Source organism: Flavobacterium sasangense DSM 21067, assembly GCF_000686885.1.
Lineage (GTDB): Bacteria > Bacteroidota > Bacteroidia > Flavobacteriales > Flavobacteriaceae > Flavobacterium > Flavobacterium sasangense.
Genome location: NZ_JMLU01000001.1, coordinates 251173 through 269424 on the forward strand (window position 1 = coordinate 251173; position 18252 = coordinate 269424).

Consider the following 18252-nt stretch of genomic DNA (forward strand, 5'->3'; position numbering starts at 1 on the left):
CTTTATATTGTTTCTTTAATTAATACTTATTTATCGTTTCTAACTTTCACGTGATACATCACGTTTGGTTTTGTTCCGATGTGCTCTAATAAATGATACATTCTGTCAGATTCTACTAATTTAGCAACATCTGATTCTGAATCATTGATATCTCCAAATTTCATAGCACCACTTGAACAAGCTGCAGAACAAGCTGTTTGGAATTCATCCTTACCTACTGCTCTACCTTCACGTTTTGCTTTTAATTTAACTGCTTGAGTCATTTGGATACACATAGAACATTTCTCCATAACTCCACGAGAACGTACATTTACATCTGGATTGATAACCATACGACCTAAATCATCATTCATGTGATAATCAAACTCGCTGTTTTTGTTATATAAGAACCAGTTGAAACGTCTTACTTTATATGGACAGTTGTTAGCACAGTAACGAGTACCAACACATCTGTTGTATGCCATGTGGTTTTGACCTTCTCTACCATGAGATGTTGCAGCTACAGGACATACTGTCTCACAAGGAGCGTGATTACAGTGCTGACACATTACAGGTTGGAAAGCTATTTGAGGATTTTCTGAAGGATCTTCCATACTTGAGAAAGTATCGATAGAATTCATTAATCCACCAGCAGACTCTTTTAATTCAATATCACCAGCGAAAGTTTCTTTAGAAGAATAATATCTATCGATACGTAACCAGTGCATATCTCTACTTCTTCTAACTTCTGCTTTACCTACAACCGGTACGTTGTTTTCAGCGTGACATGCAATAACACATGCTCCACATCCTGTACAAGCATTTAAATCAATAGATAAATTAAAGTGGTGTCCAACGCTTCTGTCAAAAGAATCCCATAAGTCAACTTCTGTAGCAGCTGTTGGTTTGTGATCTAATGATACCATTGGAACTGGATTCCAAACTTTAGCATCTTTAGTATTGAAAACTTCTAATGTAGTTTCTTTGATAATATCACCTCTACCCATTAATGTTTTTTGCAACTGAACACAAGCAAATTCATGCTCTCCATCAGCAACAGTAATAGTAGCAGATTGATTTGAGTTTAAGTTAGCGTATAAAGCATAAGCATTAACACCTACTTGCATCTCTTCTTTTAATCCTAATTTTTTACCATATCCAAAAGCTAAACCTAAAGTTCCTTTTGCTTGACCTGGTTGAATTATAACTGGTACATTTTCTAAAGTAGCATTTCCTACTTTAATAGTTGCATAACTTCCGTTTAAACCTCCGTTAGCTACATTCCAGTTTTTGAATCCATTTGCTTCAGCATCTGCTTTAGACATAGTTACGTAGTTATCCCAAGATACTCTTGTAATAGGATCTGGAAATTCTTGTAACCAAGGATTGTTTGCTTGTTGACCATCTCCCATTCCAACTTTAGAATATAATACTAAATCGAAATTAGAAGACTTTGCTTGAGCTAGAGCTGAAGCTGCCGAAGCATAATCAGCAGAAGCTGCAGTTAATGGACTTGCTACAGAAGCAACAAAACCATCATGAACTGCTTGATTCCAAGATTTTCCAGCTAAAGAAGTAGCAGAAAAAGATTTTAAGAAATCATAATAAGCAACTGTATTATCTGTCCAAGTTAATAAAGCGTCTTGGAACTGTTTTGTATTGAATAAAGGACGAATCGTTGGTTGCATGATGCTGTAATTACCTCTAGTAATTGTAACATCACCCCAAGACTCTAAATAATGTGGAGCCGCAGCAGCAATTGTAGTTAAAGTTGAAGTTTCATCTTCTTTCATTGAGAAAGCAACTGAAAGCTTAACTGATTTTAAAGCTGCAGCGAAATCCTTAGAATTTGCTAAAGTATAAGCTGGATTAACACCATTCATAATTAATGTATGAACTTTTCCAGCTTTCATATCTGCTACTAATTGAGCAACCGCTTTTGCATCTCCTTTTCTAGTAAGGATAGCATCAGAAGGATTGAAAGCTGCAGATTGTAAAGCATTGTTAATAGCTAAAACTACTAATTGTGCATTTACATCATCTAAACCAGTCACAACAACACCTTTGCTCTTAGCAGCTGCAAGTTGTTTAGCCGCTTTAGCTATTTGAGCATTTTTAGGTTGAGCACCATTAACAACAGCATAATATAAATCTGCTAAAGCTTGTTTTTGTTGCGCAACTGTCATTGGAATTCTAACATCTGCATTAGCACCTGCTAAAGACATGTTAGATTCAATTTGAATATGTTTAGACATCATTCCGTTTTTAGGAATACGACCTTGAGCATACCCTGCATCAAAACCTCCTCCTTGCCAATCTCCTAAGAAATCTGCACCAACAGAAACGATAACATCTGCTTTTGAAAAATCATAATTAGCTAAAGCTCTTACACCGTAAACTGCTTGAAAAGCATCTAAAGCGTTTGATTCAGAAACTGCATCATAAACAACATGTTTAGTTGTTGGATATTTAGCAACTAGAGAAGCAATTAAAGCATCAGTTGAAGGACTTGCCATAGTATTTGTTAACACTACAACATTTCCACCTTTTGCTTTAGCATCTTCTAAACTAGCTTTAACTTTAGTGTTTACGTCAGCCCAAGTTGCATCTTTACCAGCAATTTTAGGTTGTTTCAAACGTAAACTATCATATAATGAAAGAACAGAAGCATGAACTCTTGCATTTGCTCCAGTTTTTGCTCCTTCTAAATTATTGTTCTCTACTTTAATAGGACGACCCTCACGAGTTTTGATTAAAATATTAGCAAAATCAAAACCATCAGCCATTGTTGTTGCATAATAATCAGCAACACCAGGAATAATTTCTTCTGGTTGAACTACGTAAGGAATTGACTTTACAACAGGACCTTCACAAGCTGCTAATGAAGCTGCAGCCGTGCTAAATCCAACATATTTTAAAAAGTCACGACGAGTAGTTGACGAAGCAGACAAAGATTCTTTATCTCCTAAAAACTGGTCAACCGGAATTGGTTCCACAAACTCGTTGTTTCTTAGCGTCTCAACAATAGAACTATTTTCGTTTAGTTCTTCAACACTTTTCCAGTATTTTTTGTTTGATGCCATTGTATAGTATATTAGCTTCTTAAATTATTTTATTAATAGTGACATTTACCACATTCTAAACCTCCCATTTGAGCCGCAGTTAACTGAGATACTCCGTATTTTTTAGAAAGTTCTTCATGGATTTTTTTGTAGTAAGCATTATCTTCTACTTTCACATTTGTTTCTCTGTGACAGTTGATACACCATCCCATTGTTAATGGAGCATGTTGTTTCATGATTTCCATTTCTTCAACTGGACCGTGACAAGTTTGACACTCAACTCCTGCAACAGTTACGTGTTGAGAGTGATTGAAATAAACGTGATCTGGTAAATTATGAATTCTAACCCATTTAACTGGTTTAGTTTTTCCTGTGTATTTTTGTAACGATTTGTCCCATCCAACAGCATCATATAATTTAGCGATTTGCTCATCATAGAACACTTTAGAATGCTCTTCTGTAGCAGTTGTTTCAGCAACTTCACTAATGTTTTTGTGACAGTTCATACAAACATTCAACGAAGGAATGTTAGAATGTTTACCAACTCTTGCAGCAGAGTGACAGTATTTACAGTCAATTCCGTTTTCACCAGCGTGAATTCTGTGTGAATAGTGAATTGGCTGTACTGGCTCATATCCTTGATCAACACCTATTTGCATCATCCATCCGTATGCAAAATAAGCAGAAACCAACAATAACAAGATTGCAGAAACTAATACTAAAAACTGATTTTTAGCATACGCTTTAAAAATGTTCATTACAGAACGATCTTTTTGCGCAACTTCTAATCCTTTAGCACCTGTGATCTTAGTTAACATATTGTTCACTAAGAACAACATAACAACCAACATCATCATTACTAACGAAAGCACTCCTAATATTATATTATTAGAAACACCTGAATCATCAGCAGCAACATCACCAGTTGCAGCAACAGGCGCTCCAGGAACCGCAGCAGGTGCAGCAGGAGCTTGCTCAGAAGTGTAAGCTAAAATATTGTCAATATCTTCATCTGACAATTGTGGAAATGCAGGCATTGGAACTTTATTGTTCTCCTCAAAAACCTTTACAGCTTGTGCATCTCCTGACTTGATTAATTCTCCACTATTCTTTACCCACTTATACAACCATTCTTTGTCATACTTAGCCTCAACTCCACGAAGTGCTGGACCCGTAGCTTTTGCATCTAATTTATGACATGCTGCACAATTGGTATTGAATATTTCTTTACCCTTTGCTGCATCTTGAGAGAATGCAGATAAAGAAGTTACTAGCACGAATGCTAAACTGAAGAAAATCTTTGAAAACGATTTATGGTTACCCACTTTTTTCATATTTAAAATGATTATCGACTTAATTTGGTATACTTTTAGATATACCTTATCTAAAAACAACACGTTATTTTTTCAAAACTCCGACAAAAATACAATATTCGAACTATTATTAAAACCTTAATTTTATCTTAAAATGTAATTTATATTTATTCTAAATAATTTTCAGTCTTTAAGATATCATCTTAAATTGTACTTTTGTATTAAAATCAATTGCATATGAAAAACTTATCAAAACATAACTTATTGTACTTCTTTATTCTATCTTCATTTTTTTGTTTATCGTCAAGGGCTCAGGACGGAAAAACAAATGTTTCGGTGGACCCAAAAATTGACCAATTGTTAAAAGAAAAAAGAAAACTAAACACCGGTTTATTTTTAAATGAGGGATATAAAATTCAAATTTTTTATGGAAACAGTGAGGAGTCCAAAAAGAAATTACAAGAATTTAAAAAAGAATTCAAAGATCTTGACGGAACTATTATTTTCAACAGCCCCAACTATAAAGTATGGATTGGAAACTTTAAAACAAGAATAGAAGTAGAACGCGCAATGGTAGATATTAAGAAAAAATATCCAACAGCATTAATCATCAAACCTTCTAATTAAAACAAATAAAAACAAAAAAGCCATTCATTTGAATGGCTTTTTTTATTGCTTATAATTGAATTATTTCAATTTTTTCTTCACTTCCACTTCATGGAATCCTTCGATTAAATCGTACTCACGAATATCGTTGTAGTTTTTAATCTGCATACCACAATCGTATCCTTTAGAAACTTCTTTAACATCGTCTTTGAAACGTTTTAAAGTAGCCAATTCACCTGTGTAAATTACAACTCCTTCTCTAATTAAACGTATTTTAGAATTTCTAAAGATTTTACCATCAGTAATCATACATCCTGCAATAGTTCCCACTTTAGAAACTTTAAACAATTCTCTAATTTCGGCAGTACCTGTAATCTCTTCTTTCATTTCTGGAGATAACATTCCTTCCATAGCGTCTTTTAAGTCGTCAATTGCGTCGTAAATAATTGAATAGTTACGGATATCGATTTCTTCTTTTTCAGCTAATTGTTTTGCATTTCCTTGAGGACGAACATTAAATCCGATAATAATCGCATCAGAAGCAGAAGCTAACAATACGTCAGATTCTGTAATTGCTCCAACTCCTTTATGAATAATGTTGATTTGAATTTCTTCGGTAGATAATTTAGAGAATGAATCCGATAATGCTTCAACAGAACCATCCACGTCTCCTTTAAGAATAATATTCAATTCTTTAAACTGACCTAAAGCAATACGACGACCAATTTCGGCAAGCGTAATATGCTTTTGAGTACGAACCGATTGTTCACGTTGTAGTTGTGTACGCTTAGCTGCAATTTGTTTTGCTTCTCTCTCGTCTTCGTAAACATTAAATTTATCACCTGCAGTTGGCGCCCCATCTAAACCTAGAACAGACACTGGAGTTGACGGTCCAGCCTCTTTAATTTGGTGACCTCTTTCATCAAACATGGCTCTAATTTTACCATGATTTTTTCCAGCTAATACATAATCTCCAATACGAAGTGTTCCTGCTTGAACTAAAATAGTAGAAACATAACCTCTTCCTTTATCTAACTGAGCTTCCACTACAGTTCCAAGAGCTAACTTTTTAGGATTGGCTTTTAATTCTAAAATTTCAGCCTCTAACAATACTTTTTCTAATAATTCAGGCACTCCTTGACCAAATTTAGCCGAAATATCTTGAGATTGATATTTACCACCCCAATCTTCAACTAGCAAGTTCATACCCGCTAACTGTTCTTTAATTCTTTCTGGATTAGCAGCTGGCTTATCCACTTTGTTAATAGCAAAAATCATTGGCACACCAGCAGCTTGAGCATGACTGATAGCTTCTTTTGTTTGTGGCATGATTTCATCATCGGCAGCAACTACAATAATAGCTATATCGGTAACTTGAGCTCCACGGGCACGCATTGCAGTAAACGCCTCGTGACCAGGTGTGTCTAAGAATGTGATTTTTTCGCCATTTTCTAAAATTACTCCATATGCTCCAATGTGCTGTGTAATTCCTCCTGATTCACCCGCAATAACGTTTGCTTTACGAATGTAATCTAGCAAAGAGGTTTTACCGTGGTCAACGTGACCCATTACAGTAACAATTGGCGCTCTGTGTACTAAATCTTCTGGATTATCTTGAACTACTTCTGCAGCTTCTTCAATATCTGTTGTAATGAATTCTACTTCATATCCAAACTCATCGGCTACAATAGATAATGTTTCCGCATCTAATCGTTGGTTCATCGTAACCATAATTCCAAGCGACATACAAGTTCCGATTACTTTTGTAATTGGCACATCCATTAAAGATGCAATTTCACCTACAGTAACAAACTCAGTTACTTTTAATGTTTTGCTCCCTTCTTCTTGTGCTTGTAATTCATCATCCACACGTTGACGGTGTGAATCTCTTTTATCTCTACGGTATTTTGCCGATTTTGATTTATTACCCTTGCCTTGTAATCTTTCAAGGGTTTCTTTAATTTGGTTTTTAACGTCTTCTTCAGAAGGCTCTACCTTTTGAATAATTGGTTTTTTACCTTTATTAAAACCTCCTGCTCCATTACCTTTAACAAACTCTTTTTTAGGTCCGCCAGCGTTATTGTTTGTTCCAGGAGCTCCAGGCGTACCTGGTTTAACAATACGCTTACGTTTGTTTTTATTATTAGCCGCATTTGCTCCACCAGCATTTTGACCTTGAGGAGTTCCAGGCTTTTTAAAATCTTTTTTAGGATCTTCTTTTTTCTTTTTAGGTTTATCAAATTGAGATAAATCAATTTTTTGACCCGTGAAAGTAGCTCCTGATAACTTTTGATATTGTGTTTCAATTTTTACTTCACCTACTTCTTCTGAAGGGGTTTCTACTTTTGACTCAACCTCTTTAGCCGGTTTAGCAACTTCAACCTTTTTAACAACAGGAACCTCTTCTTTAACTTCCGTTTTAACTGGTTCTGAAACTTTTGCTTCAACAGACTTAACTTCAGCGACAACAGGCTTTTCTTCTGACACAACAACAGGTTTTTCTTCAGAAACTGGTTTTTCAGACTTAACTTCTTGTTTTTTAGGATCTAAATCGATTTTACCAACTGCTTTTGGAGCAGATAAAACTGCCTTAGCTTTGATAATCTCTTGTCTTTGACGCTCTTCTTCCTGCAAACGTTTCGCTTCTTGTTCTTTTTCAAGTTCGCGTTTTAGCGCCTCTTTCTCTTTTCTCTTTTCTTCACTCACTTCAAGAGAGGCTACCTTATTCCCTTTGTCAGCAGAAAATTGACCACATAAGACTTTGTATTCCTCTTGAGATATTTTAGCATTTGGACTCGACTCAATTTCATGACCCTTTTCTTTTAGAAAATCCACAGCTCTATCAAGAGAAATATTTAACTCCCTTAAAATTTTGTTTATTCTTATTACTCTTTCTTCAGACATATAACCTTTTTAAAATTCTTTGTATTGTTGTGTTGTTTGGTTAGAGAATTATCCTTCTAATTCTTCTTTTAATATATTGATTACATCTAAAATAGTTTCCTCTTCAAGATCTGTTCTTCTCACCAAGTCAGCAACATCTTGATTTAATACGCTTCTAGCTGTATCTAAACCGATTTTTTCAAATTCTTCAATTACCCAAGCTTCGATTTCGTCAGAGAATTCTCTTAATTCTACGTCATCTTCTTCTTCAGTAACACCTTCTCTGATTACATCTATTTCATAACCCGTTAATAAACTAGCCAATTTGATGTTATTTCCACCTCTACCAATAGCTTTAGAAACTTCTTCAATTTTTAAGAATACTTCTGCCGTTTTAGCTTCTTCGTTGATTTTAACTGTAGAAACTTTTGCCGGACTCAATGCTCTTGTAATATATAACTGAGCATTTGTTGTATAATTAATTACATCGATATTTTCATTCCCTAATTCACGAACAATTCCATGAATACGAGAACCTTTCATTCCCACACATGCTCCAACAGGGTCAATTCTATCATCATAAGAATCTACTGCCACTTTTGCTTTTTCACCTGGAATACGAACTACTTTTTTGATAGTAATTAAACCATCAAATACTTCAGGAATTTCTTGTTCGAATAATTTCTCAAGGAATTCAGGAGCAGTTCTTGACATGATGATTTGAGGTTTATTACCTTTCAATTCAACATTTTCAATAACCCCTCTTACATTATCTCCTTTTTTGAAATAATCGTTTGGAATTTGCTTTTCTTTTGGTAAAACAATTTCATTTCCTTCATCATCCATCAAAATTACAGCTTTTGGACGAACATGATGCACTTCTGCCGTATAAATATCACCAATTAAATCTTTAAATTGTTTATAAAGATTTGTATTGTCGTGTTCATGAATCTTAGAAATCAAATTTTGACGCAAAGCCAAAATAGCTCTTCTTCCTAATTGAATTAATTTTACTTCTTCAGAAACATCTTCACCTACTTCAAAATCAGGCTCAATTCTTCTAGCTTCAGACAAAGAAATTTCAGAATTTGGATCTTCAACCTCACCATCTTCTACTACAACACGATTTCTCCAAATCTCCATATCTCCTTTATCAGGATTAATGATGATATCGAAATTATCGTCTGATCCGTATTTCTTTTTCAATGCATTTCTAAATACATCTTCTAAAATTGCCATTAGTGTAACTCTATCTATGAGTTTGTCGTCTTTAAATTCTGAAAACGATTCGATTAATGCAATATTCTCCATGTCAACTCTTTATTTAAAATGATATTATAACAATTGCTTCTTTAATATTCTCATAAGGGATTTCCAGTTTTTTATCCACCGTCTCTTTTCCTTTACCTATTTTTTTTGGCTCACGCGCCTGCCACTCTAAAGTTATTTTTTCATCGTCAGCCATTGATAATTTAGCTTCAATTTCTTCTGAAGAAATGGTCTTAACCTTGATAGTTCTACCAATATTTTTCTTGAATTGTCTTACTAATTTTAACGGACTTGATACACCCGCCGAAGCCACTTCTAAAGAAAAATCTTGCTCTTCACGATCTAAATTATTCTCAACCGCTCTACTTACGTCGATACAATCTTGCAAATTTACACCAAAATCACCATCTAAAATAACACTAATTTTATTAGCATCATTGATGGACAAATCAATTAAAAAAAGATGCTCACGCTCGGCCAATGCCGCATCTAGCACTTCTTGAACTTTACTTTTAAACGTCATATTTTTATAAAAAGAGGCACGCTTTGCGTGCCTCATAATCCTTAGTCCTTTAATAACGATGCAAATATACAAATTTTTTTGAATTAAAAAAAACATTGTCAGTTTGGATATTTTTTGTACTTTTATAGTGTAATTCATTTTACACCATTAAAATAACCTAAAACAAACTTATGAAACGAATTTTAGTACCAACCGATTTTTCAAAACACGCAGAGTACGCATTAAAAGTTGCAGCACAAATCGCCAAAAAAAATGACGGTGAGATTTTTTTACTACATATGTTGGAATTACCAACAACAGGAAACGACGCTCTTTCAAGAGCTCACGATATTCCAGAATTAATGTTTTTCAAAAATGCAGCCGTAGCAAAACTTGATGAATTAATGGATGCTGATTATTTAAACGGCGTTAAAATTTCAAGAATTATTCAATTTGAAATGGCTTTTGAAGGAATTATTAAAAACGGAGAAGCTCACAATGCAGATTTGATTGTTATGGGATCTCATGGAGCAAATGGTTTCCAAGAGATGTTTATCGGATCTAACACAGAAAAAGTAGTAAGAAATTCTGAGGTTCCAGTACTAGTTATAAAAAGAGAAGAAGACACTTTCAGCGCAGCAAAATTTGTATTTGCTTCTGATTTTTCAGACGAAATTAAAAAACCATTTGAAAAAGTTGTAGAGTTTGTAAACAAATTTGGCTCACACCTTTATTTAGCAAACATCAACACTCCGAACAATTTCAAATCTACTAAGGTAGCTCAAAAACAAATGGATGAGTTTATTGCTAACTTTAAAATCGACAATTACTCAACACATATTTACAACGATGTTAATGTTGAAAAAGGCATCTTACATTTTGCAAAAAGCATTGATGCGGACATCATCGGAATGAGCACACACGGTAGAAAAGGTTTATCACACTTCTTCAATGGAAGTATTAGTGAAGATTTAGTAAATCACGCTAAAAGACCAGTTATTACATTCAAAATCTAATTTTCACAGATTTGTATCCATAAAAAAAGACCGCAATAGCGGTCTTTTTTTTATTATAACTTATACAATATTAAATGTTTACAAAAATAAAAAACTCCACTTATTTCTAAGTGGAGTTTTGTTGGCCCACAAGGACTCGAACCTTGAATGACGGTACCAAAAACCGGAGTGTTACCATTACACCATGGGCCAATACCTAACAACCTTTTCGATTGCGAGTGCAAATGTAATGCATATTTTTTATTCTGCAAATTTTTCTAAAAAAAATATTAAAAAAATTATTAAAACGAAATCGTAAACAAAAAAATAGTTTCTTTGTAGGAGAATATAGAAAAATCAAAATACAATATGAATTCATTCAACTTTAAAAAGTGGAACACTATTTTAGGATGGTCTACTTTTATGGTAGCATTAATTACTTATTCATTAACAGTAGAACCTACAATGAGTTTTTGGGATTGTGGTGAGTATATCGCAACTTCGGCTAACCTAGAAGTAGGACATCCACCTGGAGCTCCTTTATTTCAAATGCTAGGTGCTTTCTTCGCAATGTTCGCTTTTAGCCCAGACAAAATAGCTTTAATGGTGAACTACCTTTCTGTATTCTCAAGTGCTTTTACAGTTCTTTTCATGTTTTGGTCGTTAACCATTTTATTGAAGAAATTAATTATTGGAGAAAAAGAACTTTCAACAAACAATGCTGTCATGATTTTAGGCAGTGCCGTTGTTGCAACTTTATCATTTACTTTTACTGATAGTTTTTGGTACAATGCAGTGGAGGCAGAAGTTTATGCCATGGCAACTTTCTTGATTGCCTTGTTATTTTGGCTAGGATTACGCTGGGAACAAGAAATCAATACACCTCGTGGAAATAAATGGCTATTGATTATTTCATTGGTAATCGGACTTTCATTTGGAGTTCACTTTATGGCTTTATTAGCTTTTCCCGCAATTGGATTCTTATATTTCTTTAAAAAATATAACAATGTAACTTTAAAAAGCTTCTTAATAGCTAATGTAGTTATTATTGCTATTCTACTTTTTATTTTTAAATTATTACTCCCATATACGTTAGCTTTCTTTGGTAAAACTGAAATTTTTATGGTGAATAGCCTTGGAATGCCATTTAACTCAGGAACAATCTTTGCCTTTATTTTAATTGTGGCTGCTTTCTATTTTGGATTAAATTATACTAAGAAAAAAGGTCACGTTTTTTACAACACCTTAATTTTAGCAACTCTTTTTATCTTGATTGGATTTTCAACTTGGATGATGTTGCCAATTCGTGCAAATGCTAATACTCCTATTAATGAAAACAAACCATCAGATGCTGCAGAGGTTTTAGCTTATTACAATCGTGAGCAATATGGAGAACAAAAATTATTTTATGGACCTCAATTTTCAGACACTTACTCTGGATTAGATCCTGTTACACCGTATTTAGACGACAAGCCTAACTACGAGCGTGATTACAAAACAAAAAAATATATCATTACCAACGATTACATCAACGCAAAACAAAATACGGACGATGCTCACAAAGCATTCTTACCTAGAATGTGGAGTAATGAGCATAATGAAAATTATATGATTTTTACTGAACCTTTAGAATTCAGAATAAATCCAGAATACGCACACGAGGATGAATTAGTAAATATCGTAACCCAATTTAGAAAAGCTTATGATGCCGGTGAGGTTGACGAAAAAGACTACGATAAATTTTTAAAAGGTTATGGCGAATATTTAATTGTAGACAAACCTACTTTCTTCAACAACATGAAGTTTATGGTACAATATCAATTTGGATACATGTATGTTCGTTATTTGATGTGGAATTTTGTAGGAAGACAAAGCGATGAACAAGGAAAATATGACAACACCAATGGTAATTGGTTAAGTGGTATTGATTTTATTGACGAAATGTTCATTGGAACTCAAAAAAATCTTCCTTCTGACATGGCTAACAACAAAGGAAGAAACACCTATTTCTTCTTACCTTTTATTTTAGCTATTATAGGAATGGTATTCCATGCAAAAAGAGATATTAAAAGTTTTTATGTCTTACTTACATTATTTTTATTTACAGGCTTAGCTTTAAAAATATACTTAAACGAAAGACCTTTTGAACCAAGAGAAAGAGATTACGCTTTAGTAGGTTCGTTTTATGTATTTGCTATGTGGATTGCTTATGGTATTTATGCTATTTTTGATTCTTTGAAAAAATACATTCAACCTAAAATTGCTATTCCAGTTGTATTAGTTCTTTCTTTATTAGCCTCACCAGTAGTGTTAGCGTCACAAAACTGGGACGATCATGATCGTTCTAATAAAGACACTGCTTTAACAATGGCTAAGGCTTATTTAGATTCTTGTGAGCCTAATGCTATTTTATTTACAATTGGCGATAACGACACATTCCCTCTTTGGTACATGCAAGAAATTGAAGGCTATAGAACCGACATTCGTATTGTAAATACTAGCTTATTCATGACGGATTGGTATATTGACCAAATGAAAATGAAAACGCATAATTCTGAACCAATTCCAAGTTCATTTAACAGAGAACAATACAAAGGAAGCAACAGAGATTATAGTTTATTTGTAGAAAGAACTAAAGAACCTTTATTATTAGACGAAATGCTTAAATTCATTGCTTTAGATGATGAAAGAGCTAAAATCGAATTGAATAATGGTCGTAAAATCAATTATTTCCCATCTAAAAAAGTAATTTACCCTATCGATAAAGCAGCGGTAATAAAAAATAAAGCAGTTTCAGAAAAATTCTATGATTCAATTGTTCCGGCAATAGAATTTGAAATTAAAGATGACGCGCTTTACAAAAATCGTTTGATGATGCTTGACATCGTAAATCAAAATAATTGGAAACGTCCTATTTATTTTACAGGTGGAAGTTTTGGTGAAGACGATTATCTTTGGATGAAAGATTACCTTCAATTAGATGGTATGTGTTTTAAACTAGTTCCAATTAAAACGCCTGCTGAATCTCCAAGTCCAATGAAAATGGGACAAATTGATTCTGAAAAAATGTACAATATTGTAATGAAATGGGATTGGGGCAATAGCGGAAAACCAATTATTTATCACGATCCTGAAACACGCAAAAACAGTATTAGTTATAGAACTAATTTGGCTCGCTTGATGGAAACCTTAATTATAGAAGGCAAAAAGGATAAAGCTGAAAAAGTAATTGACTTAGCAATGGAAAAAATGCCAATTCAATATTTCGAATATTATTCTATGCTAGAACCATTTGCAATGGGATATTACGAAGTTGGTAAAAAAGAAAAAGCTAGAGAAATTATTTCTCAAGTAATTAAAAAATATCAGGAAAATCTAACTTTTTACAATAGTTGGAAACCTAGCGAACAAAACTTTGGCGCTATGGATATTGTTACCGACATTGAACAATATAGGAATTTGCTTCAAGTTGCAAAAAACGCAAATGACTTAGAATTTTATAATAAAGAAAAAGTGAAATTTAATAATTTCAATAAAATGTTTCAACGTTTTGGTAGAGACATGGAATAACTAATTTCTAAAACACAAAATGTTCCAAGTGAAAGAAATTTCGTTTGGAACATTTTTTTTATGCTAATTTTACAACATGAACTTCAATTGGGTTAAAACAAATAAATGGATTAAAAAGGTTTTCAATAATCTGGTTTGGGATATTCCAAATTCGGATAATAAAATCTATTTAACGTTTGATGACGGCCCAATTCCAGAGGTAACTGAATGGGTTTTAAATATTTTAAAATCGAAAGACATAAAAGCTACTTTCTTTTGTATAGGTGATAACATGAAAAAACATCCCGAAGTTTATAAAAGAATCCTTGCTGAAGGTCATCAAACAGGAAATCACACCTTTAATCATTTGAACGGCTGGAACACCGAAACTAATCATTATATAGAAAATTTCAAGTTGTGCGAAACTGAACATTCAAAACTGAACACTAAACACTCGTTTTTATTTCGTCCTCCTTATGGAAAAATCAAACCAAGTCAATCTAAAACAATTAGACAATTTGGTTACAAGATAATTATGTGGGATGTGTTAAGCTATGATTTTGACTCAACCGTTTCAGAAGAAAAATGCTTAGAAAATGTAATTTCAAATACGGAACAAGGAAGTATTATCGTATTTCACGATAGCGTAAAAGCAGAAAAAAATCTGAAATATGCACTGCCAAAAGCAATACAAGTTTTAAAAGATAAGGGGTTTGTTTTCGATGTAATTTCTTAGGCTTGTTCTTGCACTAAAGAAATTAAAGTGTTAGCATCAAGTTCACCGCTTTGTCTCCATACCATTTGACCTTCTTTATAAATCATTAAAGTAGGTAAACCTTTAATACGAAGCGCTTCAGCTAATTCCTGATTTTTATCCACATCAATTTTAATTACACGCGCTTTATCTCCTAAAGCAGCCGCTACATGACGAATTACTTCATTCATAGCTACTGAAGGTTCATTCCACTCTGTAAAGAAATCGATTAGTACAGGTACTTGAGCATCGATAAGTTCTCCAAATTTTGACATAAATTGCAATTTATTAGTATCAAAAATATTAATTTTCACACGAAAATAATATACAAATGTAGCATTTTTACTGAATTACGCTACTTTTTCTCCTTTTTTTAGTTCAATAACCGTTATTTCGGGCATAATTCCTACCCTACCAGGATAAGCATGAAAGCCAAAACCACGATTTACATAAATATATCTTCCAGCATTTTCATACAATCCTGCCCATTGTTTGTAAACATATTGTACTGGACTCCATTTTACCCAACCAGGTATTTCTATCCCAAATTGGAATCCGTGTGTATGTCCTGATAATGTTAAATGATAATGATTGTCATCGTGCTGAATTTTCTCATCCCAATGACTCGGATCATGACTCATTACAATTTTGAAATCTTCTTTAGACAAACCTTTAGAAGCTAAATTTAAATCGCCACGTTCACCAAATTTTCTTCCCCAGTTTTCAACTCCAACGATTGCCAATTCTTGATTGTCTTTTTTGATTTTTACATGTTCATTTAACAACAATTTAAAATCAATTTTATTATGAATCGATTTGATATTCTCAAAGTTTTGAAGCTTATCTTGTTTTGATGGCCAATCCACATACTCCCCATAGTCATGATTTCCTAAAACAGAAAATTTTCCATATTTAGGATTATGAATTCCTTTAAAAGTATCAATCCAAGGATCCATTTCGGTAGCATGAGTATTCACAATATCACCCGTAAACAAAACCATATCCGAATTTTGTTCATTAATCAAATCAATTGCATATTGAATTTTTTCTGCATCATCAAAACTTCCACTGTGAACATCCGAAATATGTGTAATCGTTGTTCCATCAAAAGCATCTGGCAAATCAGGAAAAAAAAGCGTTTGTCTGATTACTTTGTAATTATATTTTCCAATGGTAATTCCGTATAAAAAAGAAGCAAACGGAATAGCAGCTATTCCTAAAGCAATCTGACTCACAAAACGCCTTCTTTCTGGCAAAAAACCTTCTGAATCACTGTTAACCAAAGAAAATAAACCCACAAAAAAACGAACAATATCTTCTCCGAATAAAATAATTGTCAATAATAACTTTGGCACATAAAGTAACAATAACAAACCAAAAGTCGTCATGGTTTGTGGCGTTTGACCAACACTTCTGTCAAAATGATATAATTGATAAATAATATATGCTAAGGCAATAGCAGAGGTTACATAATAGAATACAAAAAACCACTTTGATTTTATCAAAGTCTTAAATGCCTGAAAAGCATAGATTTCAAGAATGATTACAAATACTAAAAAAACAATCCAACGAATCATTAGCTCTTTTTTTTGCAAAGTAACTACAACTTTGTCAATTCAATACGTATTTATTAAAATTTTAACGATTAAAAAAGGCTGTAAAACAATTTAGATTTACAGCCTTTGAAATTAATAACTAAAACTCTTTAAAATCCTAAGCCAACAGTCATTGCAGTTACGTTTGGTGAAAAATTCACTACACGAGTTGCAGCACCAGTTGTTAAATTGATTCTGTAAACAGCTTGTGTACCATTTACTGTTAAAATTGAGAAGGCTTCATTACTGTTTCCTCCAATATCAAAACCATTCATAGATGAAGCGGTTATACCTAAACTTCCAACTAAAACTAACGTTCCATTATTTGGTGGATTTTGTAAATATAAATTATTGTTACTTGTGTCAATTACAAAAAGTTGTGTAGTAGTACTTTGTGCAAAATTATTAGTGTAGGCAGCAGCAGTTACAGAAGGTGTTCCTGGATTTAAACTCCCATCCGTTGATACAACCGTTCCTAAATCAGGGTGTAAACGTAAGTTTTGTCCAGTATTACTTACCAATCGAATTCTATCAACTGTTGGGTTAAAGTCGAAGCCGAAATCTGAACCAGAAAGCGCCGGAGTTAATCCAGAACCTACCGCTGTTACTTGTCCGTTTGCCGTATTTATTGTTAACAATCTACTTTGATTCGTTACCGCATATAAAGCACCGTTTGCTGGTCTAAAATCTAATCCTACAATTTGCTCACTAGCATTCATTCCAGTTAAAGCAATTGAATTTGAAGAACCTAAAAGCGGATGAATTCTATATAACATGTTAGAAGAAGAGGTTGCATAAGCAATTGGTTTTGATTTAAAAGCTACTTCAACAATTTGCTGAGAAAAAGTTCCTATCCAAGTAGCTTTTCCAGACATTAAACTGATTGTATATAATCTTGATTCATTATTTTTATTATTCACTGCCATTGCATAGTTAGAATCTGGTAAAATATCCAATCCTCCCGTTCCTTCAAAATCTACTTCTAAAGCCCCTACAAGTTCTAAAGTCCCATTATTTGGTGGGTTTTGAAGATACAACTTGTCAGTAGTATAATCAATATCATACAACATAGTTGCTGTACTTCCCGCAAAACTGTTTGTATAACCAACTGCTTCAATTTTAGTATTCATAACACCATTGATACTTCCATCTGTAGCCACAACAGTACCTAACTCAGGATGTAATCTTAAATTTTGACCGTTATTTGAAACCAAACGAATTCTATCTACCGTTGGATTAAAATCAATAGAACTTGAAGTGCCTTCAATCAGTGGTGAAAACGGAGCAGCTCCAATTGGCGTTGCCAAACCAGAAACTTCATTGATAATATACAAACGGCTAGTAGAACCCAAACCGTATAGCTGACCCGTAGCAGGTCTGTAATCAATGCTCAAAATGTTTTCACCTGATTGTAATCCCATTATTGTTAGATTACGAATTGGTGCTTCCAAATTTCTAGCATTAAAATAGTAAATCTTATTGTCATTACTAAGAGCAGTAAAATTTACCAAAGGAGCCACTTCTGGCATTGGAGTTGGTTCTGGTTGAGGCATTGGAGCAGTATCGTCATCAGAACATGCTACAAAAATTGTCAAAAGACTCATCAGTAAAACTGATTTCACAGGTAATAAAATTTGTCTCATAATTAATTTGTTTTTCTTCACTTACGAAAAACATGAAATCATGGTTTTATTTTATGAGATTTTTTCTGTAATAAACAAAAAAGACCAAAAACACATATATTT

At 33.4% G+C, this 18252-nt stretch carries 12 protein-coding genes and 1 tRNA gene; 4 read left to right on the top strand and 9 right to left on the bottom strand.

The features are described 5' to 3' along the window. Positions 1–26: 26 nt before the first annotated feature. Both BP92_RS0101195 and BP92_RS0101200 read right to left on the bottom strand, forming a co-directional pair. Positions 27–3062 (bottom strand): TAT-variant-translocated molybdopterin oxidoreductase, encoded by a 3036-nt coding sequence (locus BP92_RS0101195; protein ID WP_026724366.1) that lies wholly within the window; start codon positions 3060–3062, stop codon positions 27–29. Positions 3063–3094: 32 nt separating this feature from the next. Next, a complete protein-coding gene (locus BP92_RS0101200; protein ID WP_026724367.1) occupies positions 3095–4375 on the bottom strand; it encodes a c-type cytochrome in 1281 nt (426 codons plus the stop codon). Positions 4376–4591: 216 nt separating this feature from the next. On the opposite strand from BP92_RS0101200, the gene BP92_RS0101205 reads away from it, so the two are divergent. Further along, entirely contained in the window at positions 4592–4981 is a 390-nt protein-coding gene (locus BP92_RS0101205) for an SPOR domain-containing protein (protein ID WP_026724368.1), read from the top strand. A 60-nt stretch (positions 4982–5041) separates the two neighbouring features. Here BP92_RS0101205 and infB read toward each other — a convergent pair whose 3' ends face one another. The 3 genes from infB to rimP are packed head-to-tail and all read right to left on the bottom strand — an operon-like array spanning position 5042 to position 9635. Further along, entirely contained in the window at positions 5042–7864 is a 2823-nt protein-coding gene (gene infB / locus BP92_RS0101210; protein WP_026724369.1) for a translation initiation factor IF-2, read from the bottom strand. A gap of 48 nt (positions 7865–7912) precedes the next feature. Beyond that, on the bottom strand, positions 7913–9154 hold the full coding sequence (nusA, locus tag BP92_RS0101215; RefSeq protein WP_026724370.1) for a transcription termination factor NusA: 1242 nt from the start codon (positions 9152–9154) through the stop codon (positions 7913–7915). Between the two features lie 13 nt (positions 9155–9167). Then, positions 9168–9635, bottom strand: coding sequence for a ribosome assembly cofactor RimP (gene rimP / locus BP92_RS0101220; RefSeq protein ID WP_026724371.1), 468 nt, complete (start codon positions 9633–9635; stop codon positions 9168–9170). A 170-nt stretch (positions 9636–9805) separates the two neighbouring features. On the opposite strand from rimP, the gene BP92_RS0101225 reads away from it, so the two are divergent. Continuing rightward, positions 9806–10630 carry a universal stress protein gene (locus BP92_RS0101225; RefSeq protein ID WP_026724372.1) on the top strand — a complete coding sequence of 275 codons (825 nt, stop codon included), beginning with the start codon at positions 9806–9808 and terminating at the stop codon, positions 10628–10630. A gap of 121 nt (positions 10631–10751) precedes the next feature. Here BP92_RS0101225 and BP92_RS0101230 read toward each other — a convergent pair. Further along, positions 10752–10822, bottom strand: a tRNA-Gln gene (locus BP92_RS0101230). A 156-nt stretch (positions 10823–10978) separates the two neighbouring features. Here BP92_RS0101230 and BP92_RS0101235 point away from each other — a divergent pair. After that, positions 10979–14179, top strand: a complete 3201-nt coding sequence (locus BP92_RS0101235) for a glycosyltransferase family 117 protein (RefSeq protein WP_026724373.1) — start codon at positions 10979–10981, stop codon at positions 14177–14179. A 76-nt stretch (positions 14180–14255) separates the two neighbouring features. Continuing rightward, entirely contained in the window at positions 14256–14894 is a 639-nt protein-coding gene (locus BP92_RS0101240) for a polysaccharide deacetylase family protein (protein ID WP_026724374.1), read from the top strand. On the opposite strand, the gene BP92_RS0101245 is transcribed toward BP92_RS0101240, so the two are convergent. The 3 genes from BP92_RS0101245 to BP92_RS0101255 form a co-directional block, all read right to left on the bottom strand. Further along, a complete protein-coding gene (locus BP92_RS0101245) occupies positions 14891–15187 on the bottom strand; it encodes a thioredoxin family protein (RefSeq protein WP_026724375.1) in 297 nt (98 codons plus the stop codon). The two genes, BP92_RS0101240 and BP92_RS0101245, sit on opposite strands and share 4 nt — an antisense overlap. 75 nt (positions 15188–15262) lie before the next feature. Further along, positions 15263–16489: a metallophosphoesterase gene (locus tag BP92_RS0101250; RefSeq protein WP_026724376.1), complete on the bottom strand. Its 1227-nt coding sequence runs from the start codon at positions 16487–16489 to the stop codon at positions 15263–15265. Positions 16490–16617: 128 nt separating this feature from the next. Beyond that, on the bottom strand, positions 16618–18150 hold the full coding sequence (locus BP92_RS0101255; protein ID WP_035692586.1) for a DUF4394 domain-containing protein: 1533 nt from the start codon (positions 18148–18150) through the stop codon (positions 16618–16620). Between the last annotated feature and the right edge of the window lie 102 nt (positions 18151–18252).